Source organism: Streptomyces cucumeris (assembly GCF_024295805.1).
Lineage (GTDB): Bacteria > Actinomycetota > Actinomycetes > Streptomycetales > Streptomycetaceae > Streptomyces > Streptomyces cucumeris.
In genome coordinates this window covers 51,251-69,828 of sequence record NZ_JANCLX010000020.1, presented here as the reverse complement: position 1 = coordinate 69,828, position 18,578 = coordinate 51,251, and the positions used below count along the sequence as shown (strand labels likewise).

16 protein-coding genes are annotated in these 18,578 nt (G+C 72.1%); 8 read left to right on the top strand and 8 right to left on the bottom strand.

Translation table 11 applies throughout. From position 1 onward, the window contains the following. Positions 1-33 precede the first annotated feature (33 nt). From NMK44_RS26415 to NMK44_RS26395, 5 genes are all read right to left on the bottom strand, one after another. Entirely contained in the window at positions 34-738 is a 705-nt protein-coding gene (locus NMK44_RS26415) for a glycerophosphodiester phosphodiesterase (protein WP_254747420.1), read from the bottom strand. Beyond that, positions 735-2,081, bottom strand: a complete 1,347-nt coding sequence (locus NMK44_RS26410) for an ABC transporter substrate-binding protein (protein ID WP_254747418.1) — start codon at positions 2,079-2,081, stop codon at positions 735-737. The genes NMK44_RS26415 and NMK44_RS26410 overlap by 4 nt, the downstream gene beginning before the upstream one ends. Next, positions 2,078-2,935: a carbohydrate ABC transporter permease gene (locus NMK44_RS26405; protein ID WP_254747416.1), complete on the bottom strand. Its 858-nt coding sequence runs from the start codon at positions 2,933-2,935 to the stop codon at positions 2,078-2,080. Before NMK44_RS26405 ends, NMK44_RS26410 begins: the two co-directional genes overlap by 4 nt. Further along, a complete protein-coding gene (locus NMK44_RS26400) occupies positions 2,932-3,846 on the bottom strand; it encodes a carbohydrate ABC transporter permease (RefSeq protein ID WP_254747414.1) in 915 nt (304 codons plus the stop codon). Before NMK44_RS26400 ends, NMK44_RS26405 begins: the two co-directional genes overlap by 4 nt. Before the next feature lie 185 nt (positions 3,847-4,031). Then, positions 4,032-6,383, bottom strand: coding sequence for a pyridoxamine 5'-phosphate oxidase family protein (locus NMK44_RS26395; RefSeq protein ID WP_254747412.1), 2,352 nt, complete (start codon positions 6,381-6,383; stop codon positions 4,032-4,034). Positions 6,384-6,525: 142 nt separating this feature from the next. Here NMK44_RS26395 and dhaK point away from each other — a divergent pair, with 142 nt between their 5' ends. The 8 genes from dhaK to NMK44_RS26355 all read left to right on the top strand — a co-directional run bounded on the left by dhaK (position 6,526) and on the right by NMK44_RS26355 (position 14,939). After that, positions 6,526-7,518 carry a dihydroxyacetone kinase subunit DhaK gene (dhaK, locus tag NMK44_RS26390; RefSeq protein ID WP_254747410.1) on the top strand — a complete coding sequence of 331 codons (993 nt, stop codon included), beginning with the start codon at positions 6,526-6,528 and terminating at the stop codon, positions 7,516-7,518. Between the two features lie 60 nt (positions 7,519-7,578). Next, positions 7,579-8,211, top strand: coding sequence for a dihydroxyacetone kinase subunit DhaL (gene dhaL, locus NMK44_RS26385; protein WP_254747408.1), 633 nt, complete (start codon positions 7,579-7,581; stop codon positions 8,209-8,211). Next, entirely contained in the window at positions 8,208-8,624 is a 417-nt protein-coding gene (dhaM, locus tag NMK44_RS26380; protein ID WP_254747406.1) for a dihydroxyacetone kinase phosphoryl donor subunit DhaM, read from the top strand. The genes dhaL and dhaM overlap by 4 nt, the downstream gene beginning before the upstream one ends. 511 nt (positions 8,625-9,135) lie before the next feature. After that, a complete protein-coding gene (locus NMK44_RS26375) occupies positions 9,136-10,215 on the top strand; it encodes a polyprenyl synthetase family protein (protein ID WP_254747404.1) in 1,080 nt (359 codons plus the stop codon). Further along, on the top strand, positions 10,212-11,135 hold the full coding sequence (locus tag NMK44_RS26370) for a hypothetical protein (RefSeq protein WP_254747402.1): 924 nt from the start codon (positions 10,212-10,214) through the stop codon (positions 11,133-11,135). The genes NMK44_RS26375 and NMK44_RS26370 overlap by 4 nt, the downstream gene beginning before the upstream one ends. A gap of 26 nt (positions 11,136-11,161) precedes the next feature. Further along, on the top strand, positions 11,162-12,520 hold the full coding sequence (locus NMK44_RS26365) for a cytochrome P450 (RefSeq protein WP_254747400.1): 1,359 nt from the start codon (positions 11,162-11,164) through the stop codon (positions 12,518-12,520). 162 nt (positions 12,521-12,682) lie between these two features. Beyond that, positions 12,683-13,366 carry a TetR/AcrR family transcriptional regulator gene (locus tag NMK44_RS26360; protein WP_254747389.1) on the top strand — a complete coding sequence of 228 codons (684 nt, stop codon included), beginning with the start codon at positions 12,683-12,685 and terminating at the stop codon, positions 13,364-13,366. A 151-nt stretch (positions 13,367-13,517) separates the two neighbouring features. Then, positions 13,518-14,939, top strand: a complete 1,422-nt coding sequence (locus NMK44_RS26355; RefSeq protein WP_254747566.1) for an MFS transporter — start codon at positions 13,518-13,520, stop codon at positions 14,937-14,939. Positions 14,940-15,014: 75 nt separating this feature from the next. Here NMK44_RS26355 and NMK44_RS26350 read toward each other — a convergent pair whose 3' ends face one another. The 3 genes from NMK44_RS26350 to NMK44_RS26340 form a co-directional block, all read right to left on the bottom strand. Next, positions 15,015-16,958 carry a helix-turn-helix domain-containing protein gene (locus NMK44_RS26350; RefSeq protein WP_254747387.1) on the bottom strand — a complete coding sequence of 648 codons (1,944 nt, stop codon included), beginning with the start codon at positions 16,956-16,958 and terminating at the stop codon, positions 15,015-15,017. A gap of 107 nt (positions 16,959-17,065) precedes the next feature. Further along, positions 17,066-17,863 carry a 3-hydroxybutyrate dehydrogenase gene (locus NMK44_RS26345; protein WP_254747385.1) on the bottom strand — a complete coding sequence of 266 codons (798 nt, stop codon included), beginning with the start codon at positions 17,861-17,863 and terminating at the stop codon, positions 17,066-17,068. A 106-nt stretch (positions 17,864-17,969) separates the two neighbouring features. Then, a complete protein-coding gene (locus tag NMK44_RS26340; protein ID WP_254747383.1) occupies positions 17,970-18,449 on the bottom strand; it encodes an NUDIX hydrolase in 480 nt (159 codons plus the stop codon). Between the last annotated feature and the right edge of the window lie 129 nt (positions 18,450-18,578).

The following is an 18,578-nucleotide window of genomic DNA, read 5'->3' as shown; positions in this document are numbered from 1 at the left end:
GAAGGGGCCGCGCGACAGAGATCCGACGATCCGTCAGATCTCTGTCAGCCAGCCGTCGATCAGGGCCGGGTGATCGGTGGTGACCGCGTCCGCGCCGATCGCCACACAGCGCGCCAGCCGCTCGGCATCGGCGGCGGGCCAGGCGTCCACGCGCAGTCCGGCGCGGTGGAAGCGGGCCACCAGCTCCGGGGTGAGCCCGGGGGCGAGTTCGGGGCAGACCCAGGTGGCCTTCAGCTCCAGCGCCCGCTCCAGCAGTCCGGTCTCCGGATGGTGGCTGATCAGCCCGCGCTCCACCCCGGGCATGAGCGAGGCGGCACGCTCCAGCGGCTCTGCGTGGAAGGAGGTGAGCACCACTCGGCCGGGCAGCGGGGTGCGGCCGTGGAGTCCGGCCAGCTCCGCCACCGCCTCGGGCGCCTTGATCTCCACCTGCACCAGCCCGGGGAAGGCGTCCAGGGCCTCGGCCAGGGTGGGGATCCGCTCGCCCAGACCCGCGTCCAGCTCGCGCAGTTCAGCCAGCGACAGCGCGGCGACCGCACCGGTGCCGTCCGTGGTCCGGTCCACCGTGGCGTCGTGGATGACCACGAGATGGCCGTCGCGGGAGAGCCGGATGTCCAGCTCGACCCCCTCGGCCCCGGCCCGGTGGGCACGACGGAAGGAGCGCAGGGTGTTCTCGGGTTCATCGGCCCTGGCCCCCCGGTGGCCGTAGACCAGGGGGCGGGGGGAAGGGGACGGTGTCACAGATGCTCCTCGATCGACTCACGGTGCCGGTCCACACCCTTGCGCAGCCGCAGCGCGACACCTTCGAACGCCTCGCGCGCCGGGGTGTCGGCGGTCCAGATCCGCTGGAGTCCGGTGTAGATCTGCACATTGGCGTTGGGGACCATCATCCGCACCTGGTCGCCCTTGCGAGTGTGCGGCAGTTGCCGCACCGCCGTGGAGAAGTTGGGGTCCTTCTTCAGCAGCGAGGCCAGGGCGGGCGCCTCGGTGGCGGCCGGGACCACCGGCAGATAGCCGGTGCGCACGGTCCACTCGGCCGCGTTCTCCGGCCGCGCCAGGAACCGTACGAACTCGGCGGCGGCCTGTTTGCGGTGGTGGGGCACCCGCTTGAACATGCCGAGCCCGCCGCCGCCCGTGGTGACGCCGAATTCCTTGTGCCGGGGCAGGAATCCGGTGCCGAGATCCCAGCCACCCGCCTTCGCCATCTCGGAGATCTTCTTCAGCGCGCCGGTGGAGGTCACCAGGGTGGCGATCAGCTGGTTGCCCATGTCCCCGGCCGGATCGGTGGACATGTAGGCGACGCGCTCCCGGTGGACCAGGGCGCGCTGCCACTCCCCCGCGGCCACGGCGGCGTCCTGGTCGAGGGTGACGTCCAGACCGCGCGAGTAGGAGCCGCCCCACTGCCAGGCCGAGCACTGGAACTGCCAGTCCCCGTCGATCTTCTGGTACGCCTCCAGGGCGACACGCTTGCCCTGGTTCCTGATCCGGGTGATCTCCTTCGACCAGTCGTGGAGCTCCTCCCACGTCCCGGGCGCCCGGTCCGGCACCCCGGCCCGGCGGAAGAGGGTCCGGTTGAAGTAGAAGAGCGGGGTGGACCGGGCCAGCGGAAGCCACCAGTGGCGGCCCTTGACCCGCCCCTCGGCCAGCAGTCCGGCGTTGTAGGTGCGGCGCAGCTCCGTGGGGTCCAGATAGCCGTCCCAGGGCTCCAGCGCATCGCCGAAGTAGAACCGGTACCACTTGACGTCGGAGAGCACGCACAGATCGGGGGCCTGGCCCCCGAGCAGTCCGACGACGGCTTTCTGGGCGCATTCGTCGTAGGTGCCCTGGAACTGGACGTCCACGTAGATGTCGCGCTGGGCCCGGTTGAACGCGTCGGCCAGCCCTTGCAGGGCCTGGCCGGGGACGTCCGCGAAGGTCGACCACAGCACGACGCGGGTGCGGCCGGCGTACCGGCCGGATGCCGCGCCCCCGGGCTGGCTCACCGTTCCGGTGGTGGAGCCGCAGCCGCTGAGCACCGCGGCGGCGGTGGGCGCCCCGGCGGCGAGGGCGAGGAAGCGCCGGCGGCGCAGCGGACGGTCGCTCACTTCCCGGCTCCCTGGGTCAGTCCGGCGATGATGTACCGCTGGGCGATGAAGAAGACGACCAGGACCGGGAGGATCACCATCACCGTCCCGGCCAGGATGGCGCCCCAGTTGGCGTAGGTCTCCTGGTCCCGCAGGAAGAGCAGGCCGACCGGCAGGGTGCGCATATCGGCGCTGCTGGTCACGATGAGCGGCCAGATGAAGTCGTTCCACTTGGTCACCATGATGACGATGCCGACGGTGATCACCATGGGCCGGGACATCGGGAGGACGACCCGCAGGAGGGTGCGCAGATGGCCCGCCCCGTCGATCCGCGCGGCGTCCATGACCTCCTTGGGCAGCGTCATCATGTACTGGCGCAGCAGGAAGGTGCCGAAGACGGAGCCCAGACCCGGGGCGATGAGCCCGGCCCAGGTGTTGATCCAGCCCAGTTGGGCGACGGTCAGGAAGTTGGGCAGCAGGGTGACATGGCCGGGGACCATCATCGCGCCCAGCAGGAAGAGGAAGAGGACCCGCTTGCCGGGGAAGGGCAGGAAGACGAAGGCGTAGGCGCACAGCAGCGCCCCGCACAGCTCGATCGCGGTGCCGACCACGGCCACCACCAGGGAGTTGAGGAAGAAGCGGTCGAAGGGGGCGGCGTTCCAGGCGTCGGTGAAGTTGCTCCAGCGCAGTTCACCGGGGACCCAGTGCGGCGGATAGCCGTAGATCTGGGGGTTGGTCTTCAGGGCGGACGAGGCGAGCCAGTACAGCGGGCCCGCCGCGATCACCGCGACCAGGACGAGCGCCGCGTACAGGCTCAGGCGCCCGGCCCGGCCGCGGGGGCGGCGGGAGCGCGCCGCGGTGTCGGGGGCGGTCACTGGTAGTGCACCTTTCGCTCGAGGTAGCGGGCCTGTCCTGCGGTGATCAGCAGCAGGACGGCGAACATGATCATTGCCCCGGCGGCGGCGCGGCCCGCGTCGAAGGCGCGGAAGCCCTGGTCGTAGATGAACCAGCTCAGGGTGGTGGTGGAGGTGCCCGGTCCGCCACCGGTCATCACGGCCAGCACGTCGAACGCCTGGAAGGTGCTGATGGTGCAGGTCACCAGGAGGAAGAAGGTGACGGGCGAGAGCAGCGGGAGGGTGATCCGGCGCAGCCGGGTGAGGGGTCCGGCGCCGTCCAGCGCGGCGGCCTCGTACACGTCCTGCGGCAGTCCCTGGAGTCCGGCGAGGTAGACGACGGCGACGAATCCGGTGTTCTTCCAGAGGTAGACCAGTATCAGCCCGGTCAGCGCCCAGTCCGAATCGGTCATCAGCGCCGGGGCGGTGAGGCCGAGCGGGGCGAGCAGCGGGCGTATCAGCCCGTAGTTGGGGTCGAAGACGAACAGCCAGAGGGTGCCGACGGCGGCGCCGGAGAGGACGTACGGCGCGAAGGTGAGGGTGCGCACCACGCCCCGGCCGCACAGCCGTTGATTGAGGAGCAGGGCGGTGGCCAGGCCCAGGACGATGCCTCCGGCGACGATGCCGACGACGAACAGGACGGTGGTCCACAAGGTGGCCCGGAAGTCGGGATCGCTGAGCAGATCGCTGTAGTTGGCGAAGCCCACGAAGCCCTTGGCCGAGGAGATCATGTCCCAGTCGGTCAGGCTGAGATAGCCGTTGTAGAGCACCGGCCAGTACGCGAAGAGCAGCAGGAAGAAGAAGTTGGGCGCGGCGAACGCGAGGAAGAGCAGATGCTCGCGGCGTCTGCGGCGGGTGCGGAGGCGTCGGCCGGCGTCATCGGTGGCAGACAAGGGGAGTTGATCCTTCCGAACTGCGCCCCGAGGGCATCCCTGGGGAGGTGGAGGCGACAATCCCCAGGGATACCAACAAGGTTGATGAGAAGGAAACACCTTGTCGCGTTACAACTTGGTCCAGTTCACATCTGGCGCTGGATTTATCTCACCTCGTCCGTGAAGTCCTTGGTGACGGGCGGCGGTCAGTCCCGGCCTGTGACGGACGGTTCGACGGTGACGCTGGGCGGGGGTTCGACCGGCGTGCGGCCCCCGGACCCGCTCCCCGGCGGAACCTCGGCGGGCGGGGTCCCCTCCGGTGAACTCCCCTCCGGCGCGGTCCCGTCCGGCGCGCTCTCATCCGACGGGGTCTCGTTCGGCGGGGCCTCACCGCCCGGCTGAGTCTCCCTCCCCGGCGAGCTCCCCGGCGAGGCGGTGTCACCAGGCAGCACTTCCCCCGGCGGCGGGGCGGTGTCACCGTCCGGGTGTACGATCCGCACCGGCTGCCCCGGACGCCAGGTGCGCAGCACCGCTCCGGACTCCTCCACGGAGGTGTGCACCACCTCGGACACCTCGGCGCGGAACAGATGGAACGGCCGCGACGGCCGGACCGCCTCGACATAACGGTCGATCACATCGGGGTCGGTCACCTCGACCACCCGGCCGCTGACGCGTGCGTCACCCTCGGTCATCGCATCCCCCGGGCCGGGGTTGGCCTGGAGCGAGAACCGCGGATCACGGCGCGGGTCCAGCTCCTTGTACGACGCGGGGGTCAGCGCGAGCCACAGCTCCCCGGCGCCGAAGGTGACGTCGAGCGGGGTCAGCCGCGGCGAGCCGTCCTTGCGCACGGTGGCGAGCACATGGTGGCGGTACTGGCCGAAGCGGTCCCGCACGGCGTCCGCGAGTCCGGGCTCCTCCGACGCGAACCGGGACCAGCCCACGGTGGGTTCGGCCGTCATGGCGCCCATGGTCCCCGGTTTGCCGGACGTCTCCTGCCCGGATCTCCGCGCCTCCAGCTCCCGCGCCTGCTCGACCGGCAGATGGGCGTTCCACTCCGTGCCCGCCAGCGGATAGGCGACCCAGTCGCGGGCGTAGGACGGCGGATGTCCGCCCTTGCGCTTGGTGAGTACGGCGGTGGGTTCATGGGCGGACCGGCGCAGCAGCGCCGCGGGGGTGGCGGACGTGTTGTTGCCGCTGGTCTGCGCGGAGGAGCAGCCCGCGTGGTACGCGACAGGCAGCGCGCGGTCGCCGATCACCAGACAGGGCGGCCGCAGCCCCAGCCGGGCGAGTGCGTCGGCCGCCGTGCGGTACCGCCCGGTGACGGTGTCGGACTGGCCCGCGGCATGGCTGAGGACCGCGTACTGGCTGATGAGCTGGAGGGCGACGACGACCCCGAGCGCGACGGCCATGTGCCGGGGTGACTTCGCCGCGCGCACCGCGCGGAACACCAGCCCGGCGATGGGCAGCGCGAGCAGCGCGTAGGAGGGCATCAGGAAGCGCGGCGCGGAGTAGTCGATGAGCAGCAGATAGGGCACGGAGAGCGCGGCTGCGCAGACGACGGGCAGCACGGTGGTCGGCAGACCCGGGATCCGGCGCGGGTCGGGCCGCCCCAGACCGACCCGCATCCGGCTGCGCCGCTGCTGGCGGTCGCGCAGGGCCGCGACCACCGCCGCTGCGGTGAGCAGCGGCAGCGCGAGCCACCAGACGGTCAGCTCCGGGTGGCGCAGCGGCACTTCGCAGGGGCGGCAGAGCTGCGGCCCGTTGAGGCTGCGGAGCGCGGCGCTGACGGCGAAGTGCAGCCCCATCCCGCCCTCGACATCGCTGGAGACGTCCAGCCGCTGACTGATACCGCCGAACCGGTCGTATGCCTCGCCGATCCACTGGGTCGCGCCGAGCAGCAGTCCGCCGACCACGGCGGGCAGCGCGGGCCGCCAGGCGCGGACGGCGACGGCGCCGATGAGCAGGGGCAGCCCGAGCCAGCCGCCGTCGGGGGTGCGGACGAGGGTGACACCCGCCAGGACGGCGGCCAGCCACCAGCGGGCGTTGCGGTCGGCCGGGATCCGCAGGAACCACCCGACGGCGGCCACGGCACCCAGTGCGACCCACAGGTTCGGCATCACCGCGGGCCCGCTGATCACCGTGATCCACAGGCCGGAGAAGAGCAGCGCGGCCAGGGCGACCGTGGTCCGGGGCAGCAGCCGGGTCCAGACCCGGAAGGAGGCGTAGAGGGCGAGCGCGGAAAGCACCGTCAGGAGCAGCCGGAGCGCCGGAATGGAGGAGGTCGCGGCCACGACGGGGGCGACCAGCAGGCTGATGCCGCGCGAGCGCGGGGCGCTGAAGAACGCGGGCGGATTGCGCGGGTCCACCTGGGAGACGTAGACGGACTCGTCCCAGCCCAGCGCATGTCCGGTGTGCGGGACGACCACGGCGAGCTGGACCACGGCGTAGCCGGCGGCCACCAGCCCCAGCCAGGGCACCCGGCGCCGGTGCCGCGGCAGCTCAGGCGGATGCGGGCGTGGGCGCGCGACAGCGGTCGCCGATGCGGCAGTATTCTCCATGCGCGCACCATATGATGCCTATGTACCTTTTTCGGCCTATTAGGCCGTTCGGCTCCATGTCCAAGGGGTGCCATGTCAGCGCCGGATCCGTAGGCTGTTTGAGCGGTGAACAGCCCCCACCCGGCGGAGGACGGACACACCCATGAAGATGCTCATCAACGTCGCCGAATCCGTGGTCTCCGACGCCTTGCGCGGAATGGCCGCCTCCCATCCCGAGCTGACGGTGGACGTCGAGAATCGCGTGATCGTCCGGAAGGACGCCCCGGTTGCCGGCAAGGTGGCCCTGGTGTCCGGCGGCGGTTCCGGACACGAACCGCTGCACGGCGGTTTCGTGGGGCGCGGCATGCTCGACGCCGCCTGTCCCGGGGAGGTCTTCACCTCACCCGTGCCCGACCAGATGGTGCGCGCCGCGGCCGCCGTGGACAGCGGCAAGGGCGTGCTGTTCATCGTGAAGAACTACACCGGTGACGTCCTCAACTTCGACATGGCCGCCGAACTGGCCGAGGACGAGGGCGTCCAGGTGGCCAAGGTGCTGGTCAACGATGACGTGGCGGTGACCGACAGCCTCTACACGGCCGGCCGCCGCGGCACCGGCGCCACCCTGTTCGTGGAGAAGATCGCGGGCGCCGCCGCCGAGGAGGGCATGCCGCTGGAGCGGGTGGAGGCCATCGCCCGCCGGGTGAACGAGCTCTCCCGCAGCTTCGGGGTGGCGCTGACCGCCTGTTCCACCCCCGCCAAGGGCGGCCCCACCTTCGACCTCCCCGCCGGGGAGCTGGAGTTGGGCGTGGGCATCCACGGCGAGCCGGGCCGTGAGCGCAGGGCCATGATGACCTCCCGCGAGATCGCCGATTACGCGGTGCATGTGGTGCTGGAGGACCTGCCCCCGGAGAACCCGGTCCTGGTCCTGGTCAACGGCATGGGCGCAACTCCGCAGCTCGAGCTGTACGGCTTCGCCGCCGAGGTGCACCGGGTGCTCGGCGAGCGCCGGGTGGCGGTGGCACGTACGCTCGTCGGCAACTACGTCACCTCACTCGACATGGCGGGGGCCTCGGTCACGCTCTGCCAGGTCGACGAGGAACTGCTGCGACTGTGGGACGCGCCCGTACGGACCGCCGGGCTGCGGTGGGGCTGCTGACGGACCGGCCGACCCCCGTACGTACGCTGTCGCCGTTCGCTATCGACCGAGGAGGCGTCTGTGTCCAGCAGTGAACCCGCCGTCGAACACGTGCTCGACACCCCTTTCTTCCACCGCTGGCTCACCGCCGCGGCCGCGTCCGTGACCCGTGACGCGGCCCGGCTCACCGAGCTGGACTCCGCGATCGGCGACGCCGACCACGGCACCAATATGCAGCGCGGCTTCGCCGCCGTGGCCGAGGCGCTGGACAAGGAGCGGCCCGGTTCCCCCGGGGCCGCCCTCGTCCTGGCAGGGCGCCAGCTGATCTCCAAGGTCGGCGGTGCCTCCGGCCCGCTGTACGGCACCCTGCTGCGCCGCGCGGGCAAGGCCCTCGGTGATGCCGAGGAGATCACCCCCCAGCAGCTCACGGACGCCCTGCGGGCCGGGGTGGACGCGGTGGCGCAGCTGGGCGGTGCCGCGCCCGGCGACAAGACGATGCTGGACGCGCTGCTCCCCGCGGTGGACGAGCTGGCCGGTGGCGGTTCGTTCACCGCGGCGGCCGAGGCCGCCGAGCAGGGCGCGCTGGCCACCACCCCGATGCTCGCCCGCAAGGGCCGGGCCAGCTATCTCGGTGAGCGCAGCATCGGCCACCAGGACCCGGGCGCCGCCTCGTCGGCGCTGATCGTCGCGGCTCTCACGGAGGCCGTCCGATGAGCGGGGAGACCCAGGAGAAGCGGGTCGGCATCGTGCTGGTCTCGCACAGCGCGGCGGTCGCCGCGTCGATAGCGGAGATGGCGGCCGGGCTCGCGGGCGGCTCCGACGCCCCGATACGCGCCGCCGGGGGCAACCCGGACGGCGGACTGGGCACCAGCCCGGAACTGATCACCGAGGCGGCCCATGCGGTGGACCAGGGCGCGGGCGTCGCGGTCCTGGTCGATCTGGGCAGCGCGGTGCTGACCGTGAAATCGCTGCTGGCCGAGGGCGACGAACTGCCCGACGGTGCCCGGCTGGTGGACGCGCCGCTGGTCGAGGGCGCGGTCGCGGCGGTGGTCACCGCCTCCACGGGGGCGGATGTGGACGCGGTCGTACAGGCCGCCTCGGAGGCGTACGACTACCGCAAGGTCTGAGACCACGGGATCCTTATTGACCCGTGCGTCAGCAAAGGGCCGAGGCTCGGCAAAGACCGGCACACTTTTGTGTGCCGGTCCCTTTTCACACTCCCCATACCCGGAGACTTCTCTCCGCTTTGGCCGCCGACATACCGCTACCGGAAGAACACCCTTCCGATTCTGTCGAAGATGTGACTAGAATGCGCTCGTCCGAGTGGGCAGTTTGGCGGCACTCAAGGGGAAATATGGGCGCATATCAGTGGGCCCCTTCACCGCGCACCACATGGTCGAGACCGCGGTGGCCCATCTGTTGCAGCACGCGCCTGACCTGCGGCCATGAACTGCACGCGGCATTCCGGCCGTCGGTCGGCCGTCCAGCGGAACGCCTCGGGTGACAGCGCGTCCGTAACGGTGTCCGGTACCGGCCCGACAGGCATCCGCCATTCGTGGATTACCGGGTTCATACCTGTCTTCTTTTTCTTGCCTCACCCAACCCATTTCCTGTGCAGACGTGGAGGAGCCTGGCCTCGTGACCACACCCACGCTCAGCCCCGACTTCTTGGACACCGATGCCGTGCGCACCGCGGTGGAACGCGTTCTCGACGACTTTCTCGACACCAAGTCCGGTCGTCCGGCGCCTCCCGGACCGCCCTCGCTCTCCGGACTGCTCGCGGATTTCCTGTCAGGCGGAAAACGCATTCGGCCGCTGCTGTGCGTCACCGGCTGGCGAGCCGTCGGCGGCACCGGCGACCCCGGTCCGGTGTTACGCGTCGCCGCCGGTCTGGAGCTGTTCCACGCCTTCGCGCTCCTGCACGACGACGTCATGGACGACAGTCCGGTCCGCCGCGGCCGTCCGACGATGCACCGCACCCTGGCCGCGCTGGGCGCCGCCCGGCTGACCCCGGAGCGGATCGAACGGGCCGGGGTCAACGGCGCGGTCCTGCTCGGCGATCTCGCCCTGCTGTGGTCGGACGAGCTCCTGCACACTGCGGGCCTCACCCCCGCGCAGCTTGCGGCCGTCCTGCCACCGCTGTCCGCGATGCGCACCGAGGTGATGCTCGGTCAGTTCCTCGACCTCGAGGCCACCGGCGTGCTCACCGATGACGTCGAGGCCACCCTCACGGTCAACCGCTACAAGACCGCCACCTACACCGTGGAGCGCCCGCTGCACATCGGGGCCGCCGTCGCGGGTGCCGGACCCGCCGCCCTGGACGCCCTCAGCCGCTACGCCCTGCCGCTCGGCGAGGCGTTCCAGCTCCGGGACGATCTGCTCGGGGTGTACGGAACGGCGGAGTCGACCGGCAAGTCCCCGCTGGACGATCTGCGCGCGGGCAAGAACACCACCCTCACCGCCCTGGCCCTGCGCGCCGCCGACCGCGTCCAGGACGCCCAGCTCCGCGAGTTGCTCGGCGATCCCCTGCTGGACGAGAAGCAGGCCGCCATCGTCCGGGAGATCTTCGACGCCACCGGCGCCCGGGAGACGGTGGAGCGGATGATCGAGGACCGCAGACAACAGGCGCTGCACGCCCTGGACACCGCCCCGTTCACCCCGGACGCGGTCGCGGCGCTGCGGCGACTGGCCCGGCTCGCCACGGTGAGGACTTCATGACCGCCGATCTCCTGGGGCCCGCGTCCGCGGGGCTCGATACGCCCAGTCTGCTCCCGTACCGCGAGGAGTGCACCCGCCGGTTCGCCGAGCTGTTCGCACGAGCCATCGGCCACCGGCCGGTCCCCCGCAGGCTCGCCCCCGACGAGTTGCGCGAGGTCATCGCCGCGTGCAACGCCGCCGTGGCCCCCCTGGGCGCGGCCGTCTCGGACGAGCGCTGGATCTCCTATCTGGAGGTGGTGTGCTGCTCCCAGAGCACGCGCCACCTGCGGGACATGGAGGCGTTCAAGGCCGTCTGCGTCCTCAACTGCGTCACATTCGTCTGGGACGACATGGATCCGGCCCTGCACGACTTCGAGCTGTTCCTGCCCCGGCTGCGCGGGATATGCCAGCGCTACTACGACGGGGAGGACGCCTGGTTCGCGTACGAGGCCGCCCGCGCCTTCGTCACCAGCGACCACATGTTCCGCGACTCCCCGCTCAAGGCGGCGCTGTGCGGCACCTCCCCGGAGCAGTACTTCCGCTTCCGGGTGACCGACGTCGGCGTCGACTTCTGGATGAGGATGTCCTATCCGGTCTACCGGCACCGGGAGTTCACCGAGCACGCCAAGACGGGGCTGGCCGCCCGGATGACCACCCGTGGACTCGCGATCGTCAACGACTTCTACTCCTTCGACCGCGAAGCCTCCCTGGGGCAGATCACCAACTGCTTCCGGCTGTGCGACGTCTCCGACCGGGCCGCCTTCGAGGAGTTCTTCCAGGACCGGCTGGACGACATATCCGAGGACATCCGGTGCATCAAGGCGTTCGACGAGGTCAGCCGGGACATCCTGTTGGACCTGCTGTACGGCAACTTCATCTGGACCATCGGCAGCGAGCGCTACCGGACGGCCGTGAACCACGTCAACTCGCGCATCCGGTGAGGCCCGCACAGGAAGGACTCCCCCGTATGAGGACCGCGCAGCACACGGTCACCCGCGACTGGCGGGTCGCCACCGCCCCCGGTGGGCTCCCGCTGGTCGGCCACGCCCCGCAACTGGCCCGCCGGCCGCTGGCGTTCCTGGCCTCCCTGCCCGCCCACGGCGATCTGCTGGAGCTCCGGCTCGGCCCCCGGCGCGTCCACCTCCCGCTCCACCCGGAGCTGGTCCAGCAGGTGCTGCTCAACGGCCGCGTCTACGACAGCGGCGGCCCGGTGAAGGACAAGGCCCGGCAGATCCTCGGCAACGGCCTGATCACCGCCGGGCGCGCGGACCACCGGCGGCAGCGGCGGCTGGTGCAGCCCGCGTTCCACCCCGCCCGGATCGAGGGGTACGCCGAGGTGGCGCGGCACGAATGCGCGGCGGTGGCCGGATCGTGGAGCACGGGACGGGCGGTCGACATCGGCCGGGAGATGCAGACGCTCACCACCCGGATCACCGCCCGCGCGCTGTTCACCACCGATATGCCGCCGCACGCCGTGGCCGAGGTCCAGCACTGTCTGCGGACCGTGGTCCAAGGCGCGTACCACCGGGCGATCGACCCCACCGGGCTCGTCGCCCGGCTGCCGCTCGCGGCCAACCGCGCCTTCGCGACCGCCCTGACCCGGCTCCACCGGCGGATCGACCGTCTGATCGCCGACTACCGGGCCACCGGCGGCGACCGCGGCGACCTGCTCTCCGCACTGTTCGCCGCCCGGGACGAGGAGACCGGCGAGCGGCTGTCGGAGCGGGAGATCCACGACCAGGTGCTGACCCTGCTGCTGGCCGGGATCGAGACCACGGCCGCCGCGCTGACCTGGACCTGGTTCCTGCTGGGCCGCGATCCGGCGGCCGAGGCCGCACTGCACGCCGAGGTGGACGCGGTGGTGGGCGGACGGACCCCGGCCTTCGCCGATGTGCCCCGGCTGGTCCACACCCAGCGGGTGTTCACCGAGGCGCTCCGGCTGTTCCCGCCCGCCTGGATCATCACCCGCACCACCACCGAGGGCACGGAGCTGGCCGGGCGGTGGCTGCCGCCCGGGTCCGACGTGCTGATCAGCCCCTATGTACTGCACCGCGACGCCAGGACGTTCCCCCGGCCCGAGACCTTCGACCCGGACCGCTGGCTGCCGGAACGGGCCGGGGAGGTGACGCGCGGCTCCTATCTGCCCTTCGGCGCCGGGAGCCGGAAGTGCCTCGGTGATGTCTTCGGTATGACGGAGGCCATCCTCGCGCTGGCCACCGTGGCCGGCCGCTGGCGGCTGCGGCCCGTACCCGGCGCCCGGGTCCGCCCCCGGCCGCAGATGAGCCTCACCCCCGGCCCTCTCGCGATGGTCCCGGAGCCGCGATGACGGTCGGCTGACACCACATCACGGGCCGCGGCGGCACCCCGCCGTGGCCCGGCTTCCTTCCCGATCCCTCTCCGACCACGGGAAATGGGGGGCATTCCCCATTCTCGCGAATTCAAACATGAACCGGAGAGAATTCCCCGCTTAGTGTTAGGGTTTCCGCTCATGGGCGACCGTGTGAACAAGGCGACTCCGTTGCGCAGGGATGCGCAACGCAACCGCGAGATGCTGATCGCAGCGGCCCGGGAGATCTACGCCGACCAGGGCGTGGACGCACCGCTCGACGACATAGCCCGGCGCGCCGGAGTCGGCAGCGCCACCCTCTACCGCCGGTTCGCCGGACGAGCCGAACTCATCGAAGCCGTCTTCGGCGATTCCCTCAAGGACATCCTGCGGGCCTCTCTGGAGGCGCGGCAGAGCGTGGACGCCTGGGGCGGGCTCACCGCGTACCTCGACCGCATCTTCACCCTGCTCACCACCGACCGGGGCACCAACGACCTGATGACCACCGCCATCCAGGGCGTCCCCTCACTCGACAGCCTCCGCACGGAACACCGCAAGACCATCGACATCCTGCTCCGGCGCGCCCAGAAGGAGGGAGCGGTCCGGGACGACATCACCGCCGAGGACTTCCTCTTCCTCACGGTCATGCTGGGCCGTACGATTCCCGGCGCCGCGGCCGCGGCGCCCACGGCCTGGCGCCGTTATCTGGCCATGCTCCTCGACGGGCTGCGTCCCGAGGCGGCGGCTCCGCTCCCGGCCCCGGCGCTCACCCCGGAGCAGTTCGGGATCGCCGTCGGCCACCTGGGCAGACCCCGCCGCGCCCGCCAGGGGCGCGGCGAACACTAGACGCACGGGACGACCGCCGACGGGCCCCGGTCATGGCCGCCGGGCGCACACCGGGGCCCGGAACTGTGGTGTCCCGCCACATACGCCCCTGACCTGCGCCTTCCTACGGTGTGGCGACACATCAACGTCCCCGCCCACCGTTACGGAAGTGGTGTCCATGGCCGCGCCCGCCCCGCCAGCCCCCGCCCGTCTGAGGCGTATCGTCGCCGCCAGCCTGATCGGCACCACCATCGAGTGGTACGACTTCTTCCTCTACGGATCGGCCGCCGCGCTCGTCTTCAACAAGCTCTTCTTCCCCGACTCCGATCCGCTCGTCGGCACCCTGCTGTCGTTCCTGACCTACGCGGTCGGCTTCGCCGCCCGGCCGGTGGGCGCCCTGGTGTTCGGGCACTACGGGGACCGGCTGGGGCGGAAGAAGCTGCTGGTCCTCAGTCTGCTGCTGATGGGGGGCGCCACCTTTGCCATCGGACTGCTGCCGACCCACACCACGGTCGGCTCGGCCGCGCCGGTCCTGCTGACCGCGCTGCGTCTGGTGCAGGGGTTCGCGCTCGGCGGGGAGTGGGGCGGTGCGGTGCTGCTGGTGTCGGAGCACGGAGACGCGCGGCGGCGCGGGTTCTGGGCGTCCTGGCCGCAGACCGGCGCGCCCGCCGGGCAGTTGCTGGCCACCGGTGTGCTCTCGGCGCTGACCGCGCTGCTGTCGGACGCCGCGTTCGAGTCCTGGGGCTGGCGGGTGCCGTTCCTGCTGTCGGGTGTCCTGGTGCTGGTCGGCTTGTGGATTCGTCTCTCTGTCGATGAATCGCCGGTGTTCCGGGCGGCGTTGGCCCAGGCCGAGGCCCGTAAGGCGGAGGCGGGACGGCAGCCGGACGCGGCCGCGAAGACCCCGCTGGTCGACGTGGTGCGCCACCACTGGCGGGATGTGCTGATCGCCATGGGCGCCCGGATGGCCGAGAACATCAGCTACTACGTGATCACCGCGTTCGTCCTCGTCTATGCCACTTCCGACCATGTGGGCCTGGGCAAACAGACCGCGCTCAACGCCGTGCTGATCGCCTCCGCCGTGCACTTCGCGGTGATCCCGGCCTGGGGCGCGCTGTCGGACCGGATCGGGCGGCGCCCGGTGTATCTGCTGGGGGCGGCGGGGGTCGGGGCATGGGCGTTCCCGTTCTTCCTCCTCATCGACACCCGGGACTTCGGGGCGCTGCTGCTCGCGGTGACCGTCGGGCTGGTCTTCCACGGCGCGATGTACGCGCCCCAGGCGGCCTTCTTCTCCGAGATGTTCGCGACCCGGATGCGCTACTCGGGGGCGTCGATCGGGGCGCAGTTCTCATCGGTCGCGGCCGGTGCCCCGGCCCCGCTGATCGCCACCGCGCTGCTGGCCGACTACGACAGTGCCACCCCGATCGCCCTGTACGTCATCGCGGCCGCGCTGGTCACGCTGGTGGCGGTGGGCGTGGCCGCGGAGACCCGGGACCGCGATCTGGCGCGGATCGAGCCGGGTGCACCCGGCGGGGAGCGGGCCACGGGGACGCAGGACGCGGCGGAGCGCGCACCCCGCTCGGCCCCGGCGTCCTAGCGGGCCATGGACGCGGGTCCCGGACCTCTCCGGGACCCGCGTCCGTACGCGGTGGTGCGCCGCGGCCGGCGGCGTTCAGCGGGCCGAGGCCAGCCGGTGCAGCCGCAGCGCGAGCTGGATCTCCAGGGCGCGGGACGGCGACTGCCAGTCCGGGCCCAGCAGCCGCCCGACCCGCTCCAGCCGCTGGGCGACCGTGTTGACGTGGACGTGGAGTTCGTCCTTGGTACGGGCCGGGCTCATCCCGCTCGCGAAGTACGCGTCCATGGTGCGCACCAGGTCGGTGCCACGGCGGGTGTCGTAGTCGAGGACCGCACCGATGGTGCGGTGGACGAAGTCCCGCACCCGGGCACCGTCCGGGGCGCCGTCGCGGGTGCCGCCCAGCAGCAGCCCCAGGAAGCCGAAGTCCTCGGCGGCGGCGCCCTCCCCGGCCCGGCCGAGCACCCGCAGCGCGGCCAGACAGCGGCGTGCCTCGGCATAGGCGGAGGCGACCTCGGCGGGGTGGGCGGCGGGTCCGGGGACCGGCGCGGAGGCGCCGACGGTGACCGGCGCGTGCAGCGCGGTGCCGAGCTGACGCGCGGTCCGCCGGGCCAGCGCGTCAGCGGTGCGGCCCTCGGCCAGCGGCAGCAGCAGTACGGTGCCGCCGTCGCGGGCGGCGGCCAGACCATGGCCGGTGGCGGCCAGATGGGAGGCGGCGGACCACAGCCGCTGCCGGTCGGCGGCCTCCTCGGCGGGCGCGCCGGAGCCGTCGTCCGGACCGGGCGCACCGGCCGCGGTGGGTGCGTCCAGCTCCGCGGCGAGGACGACATGGGGCGCGTCCAGGTCCGCCCGCAGCCGGGCGGCGCGCTCGCGCAGCAGCCGAGGCGCGCGGCCGGGGGCGTCGAGGAGGTCGTCCAGCAGCTCGCCGCGCACCCGCTGTTCGGCCTCGCCCGCCGAGCGCCGGGCGAGCTGGAGCAGCGAGGTGACCACCGCGGCGCGTTCCAGGGTGCGCTGGTCCACCGGGTCGAGACCGGGGTGCCCGCGCAGCACCAGCGCGCCGAGCAGTTCACCACCCGCGGCGACGGCGGCGATCCAGTCCTCGCCGTGCCGGACCGCGTGACCGCCGGTCCGGGAGCGGTCCACGGCCGCCGCGGGCGCCCGGTCGGCCTCGACGAACTCCACCGAGCCGCTGAGCACTTCGGCCACCGCGTCGGCGACGTCGTGCACCCCGCCGCCGCGCAGCACCAGTTCGGTCAGCCGGTCGTGGACGTCGGAGGCGCGCTCGATGACCCCGCTGCGGTCCTGGATGATCTCGTTGGCGGCCTCCAGTTCGGCCAGCGCCGTACGGGTCTCGGCGAGCAGGTTGGCCGTGTCGATGGCGACGGCCGCGTGGGCGGCGAACGAGGCCAGCAGCGAGATCTGCTCCCGTTCGAAGACCCGGGCCCGCCGGTCGGCGGCGAAGAGCACCCCGATGACCCCGCTGCCCAGCAGCAGCGGCACCCCGAGGATGGCGACGAGACCCTCGTCCTGGACGCCCGCGTCGATGGTGTGGGTGTGCTGGAAGCGGGGGTCGTCGAAGTAGCTGTCGGTCACATAGGGGCGGGCGGTCTGGGCCACCAGTCCGCCGAGCCCCTCCCCCATGCCGAGCCGGAGCTGCTGGAAGCGGGCCGAGACCGAACCGTCGGTGACCCGCATATAGGTGTCACCGGCGGTCGGGTCGTGCAGCGTCAGATAGGCCACCTCGGTGCCCAGCAGTGAGCGGGCGCGCTGGACGATGGCCTGGAGCACCGCGTCCAGGTCGCGCAGTCCGGCGAGGTCGTGCGCGGTCTCGAAGAGCGCGGACAGCTCGGCCTCGCGCCGCCGCCGTCCCTCCAGCTCGCCGCGGACGCGCAGGGCCAGCAGCTTGGCGCGCTCCAGGGCGGCCAGCCGGTCGGCCGGAGCCCCGTCGGCGCGGGCGCGCAGCACCGGGCGCTCATACGCCTCGGCGGGCGCGCCGCGCGCCAGCAGTTCCAGGTACGGGTTCTCCGGCTGATCGTCGGCCATGGTCCCAGGGATACTCCCGCCGGGTGCGCCCGCGCCAGCCGCAGGACGTGCGGGCAGCCGGTCCTGCGGCCGGGACGGAAGCGGGCGCCCGCTGGATGGACCCGCGTTCAGTGGGCGGTCCATCCGCCGTCCATGGTGAGCGAGGCCCCGGTGATGAAGGAGGCGTGCGGACCGCACAGATAGGCGACGGCCTCGGCGACCTCCTCCGGTTCGACGAGCCGTTTGACCGCCGTGTCCGCGAGCATCACCTCGCCGACCACGCGCTCGGGCGAGATCCCGTGGGCCTCGGCCTGATCGGCGATCTGCCGCTCGACCAGCGGGGTGCGCACATATCCGGGGCTGACGCAGTTGGAGGTCACCCCGTGGGCGGCGCCCTCCAGGGCGGCCACCTTGGACAGCCCTTCGAGCCCGTGCTTGGCGGCCACGTACGCCGCCTTGTACGGGGAGGCGCGCAGACCGTGCACGGAGGAGATGTTGACGACACGGCCCCAGCCCTGTGCGTACATATCCGGCAGCGCGCCCCGCAGCAGCCGGAACGGGGCCTCCAGCATCACCGTGAGCACCCGGGAGAAGACCTCGGGCGGGAACTCCTCCAGCGGGCGGACGAGCTGGAGTCCGGCGTTGTTGACCAGGATGTCGGTGCCCGCGGCGGCCTGTTCTGCGGCGTCGAGGTCGGTGAGGTCCAGGGCCCACGCCTCGACGGTGCCGAGCCCGGCGGGACCGGCGGCCACCAGCCCGGCCAGCCCCTCGGCGTCCAGGTCGACGGCGCGGACGGTGGCGCCCGCGGCGGCCAGCCGGAGCGCGCACGCCCGGCCGATCCCCCCTGCGGCACCGGTGACCAGGGCGGTGCGGCCGGTCAGATCGGTGACGGAGGGGACGGGGCCCGAGGGGGTGGCGGCGCTCATGAGCGGCAGACTAGGCACCGGCCGCGGCCGGACCGATGTGGCCGGACCACACACTTCGGCGCCGGGTGATGGGCCGGTCCCCCGCGACGGGGCCGAACCAGATGGGTCAGTCCCCCGCGACGGGCTCGAACCAGGTGGGTCCGTCGCCCAGCGCCTGCTTGATCCGGGTCAGCGAGAAGTCCTCGAGCTGCGGCAGCGCGTCGAGCGAGAACCAGCCGACCTCCAGCGACTCGTCGTCGTTCACCCGCGCCTCGCCGCCCACCGCCCGGCAGCGGAAGCAGACGTCCACGAACTGGCACCGGTCGCCGTTGGGATAGGTCACCGGGGCCAGGGTGCGGACGAGGACGATCCGCTCGGGCACACAGCGCACCGCGGTCTCCTCCTCCACCTCGCGCACCACGGCCTCGGCGGGCTGTTCACCGGGTTCGGGGATACCGCAGATGATCACCCAGCGGCCGGTGTCCGCGCGGCGGCCCAGCAGCACCCGGCCCTCGTCGTCGAAGACCACCGCGCTCACACCCGGCAGGTAAAGGAGCTGCCGGCCCGCGGTGGCCCGGAGGTCACGGATGAAGTCGGGGATCGCCATGGGCCGAGGGTATCGGGCGGATCCGGGCGCCGCCCCGGCGGTCACGGCCACCGCAAGCGCTGTCCGTTTCACCACTGACGCATGGTTTCTGCGCACCATATACACATACCTCAGCACAAGCGCTACCGT

Excerpts from the sequence above, each read along its gene's own strand:
- NMK44_RS26370 (WP_254747402.1), top strand. The coding sequence starts at position 10,212 with ATGACCGCCGATCTCCTGGGGCCCGCGTCCGCGGGGCTCGATACGCCC.
- NMK44_RS26350 (WP_254747387.1), bottom strand. The coding sequence starts at position 16,958 with ATGGCCGACGATCAGCCGGAGAACCCGTACCTGGAACTGCTGGCGCGC.
- NMK44_RS26365 (WP_254747400.1), top strand. The coding sequence starts at position 11,162 with ATGAGGACCGCGCAGCACACGGTCACCCGCGACTGGCGGGTCGCCACC.
- NMK44_RS26360 (WP_254747389.1), top strand. The coding sequence starts at position 12,683 with ATGGGCGACCGTGTGAACAAGGCGACTCCGTTGCGCAGGGATGCGCAA.
- NMK44_RS26395 (WP_254747412.1), bottom strand. The coding sequence starts at position 6,383 with ATGGAGAATACTGCCGCATCGGCGACCGCTGTCGCGCGCCCACGCCCG.
- NMK44_RS26340 (WP_254747383.1), bottom strand. The coding sequence starts at position 18,449 with ATGGCGATCCCCGACTTCATCCGTGACCTCCGGGCCACCGCGGGCCGG.
- NMK44_RS26345 (WP_254747385.1), bottom strand. The coding sequence starts at position 17,863 with ATGAGCGCCGCCACCCCCTCGGGCCCCGTCCCCTCCGTCACCGATCTG.
- dhaK (WP_254747410.1), top strand. The coding sequence starts at position 6,526 with ATGAAGATGCTCATCAACGTCGCCGAATCCGTGGTCTCCGACGCCTTG.
- dhaM (WP_254747406.1), top strand. The coding sequence starts at position 8,208 with ATGAGCGGGGAGACCCAGGAGAAGCGGGTCGGCATCGTGCTGGTCTCG.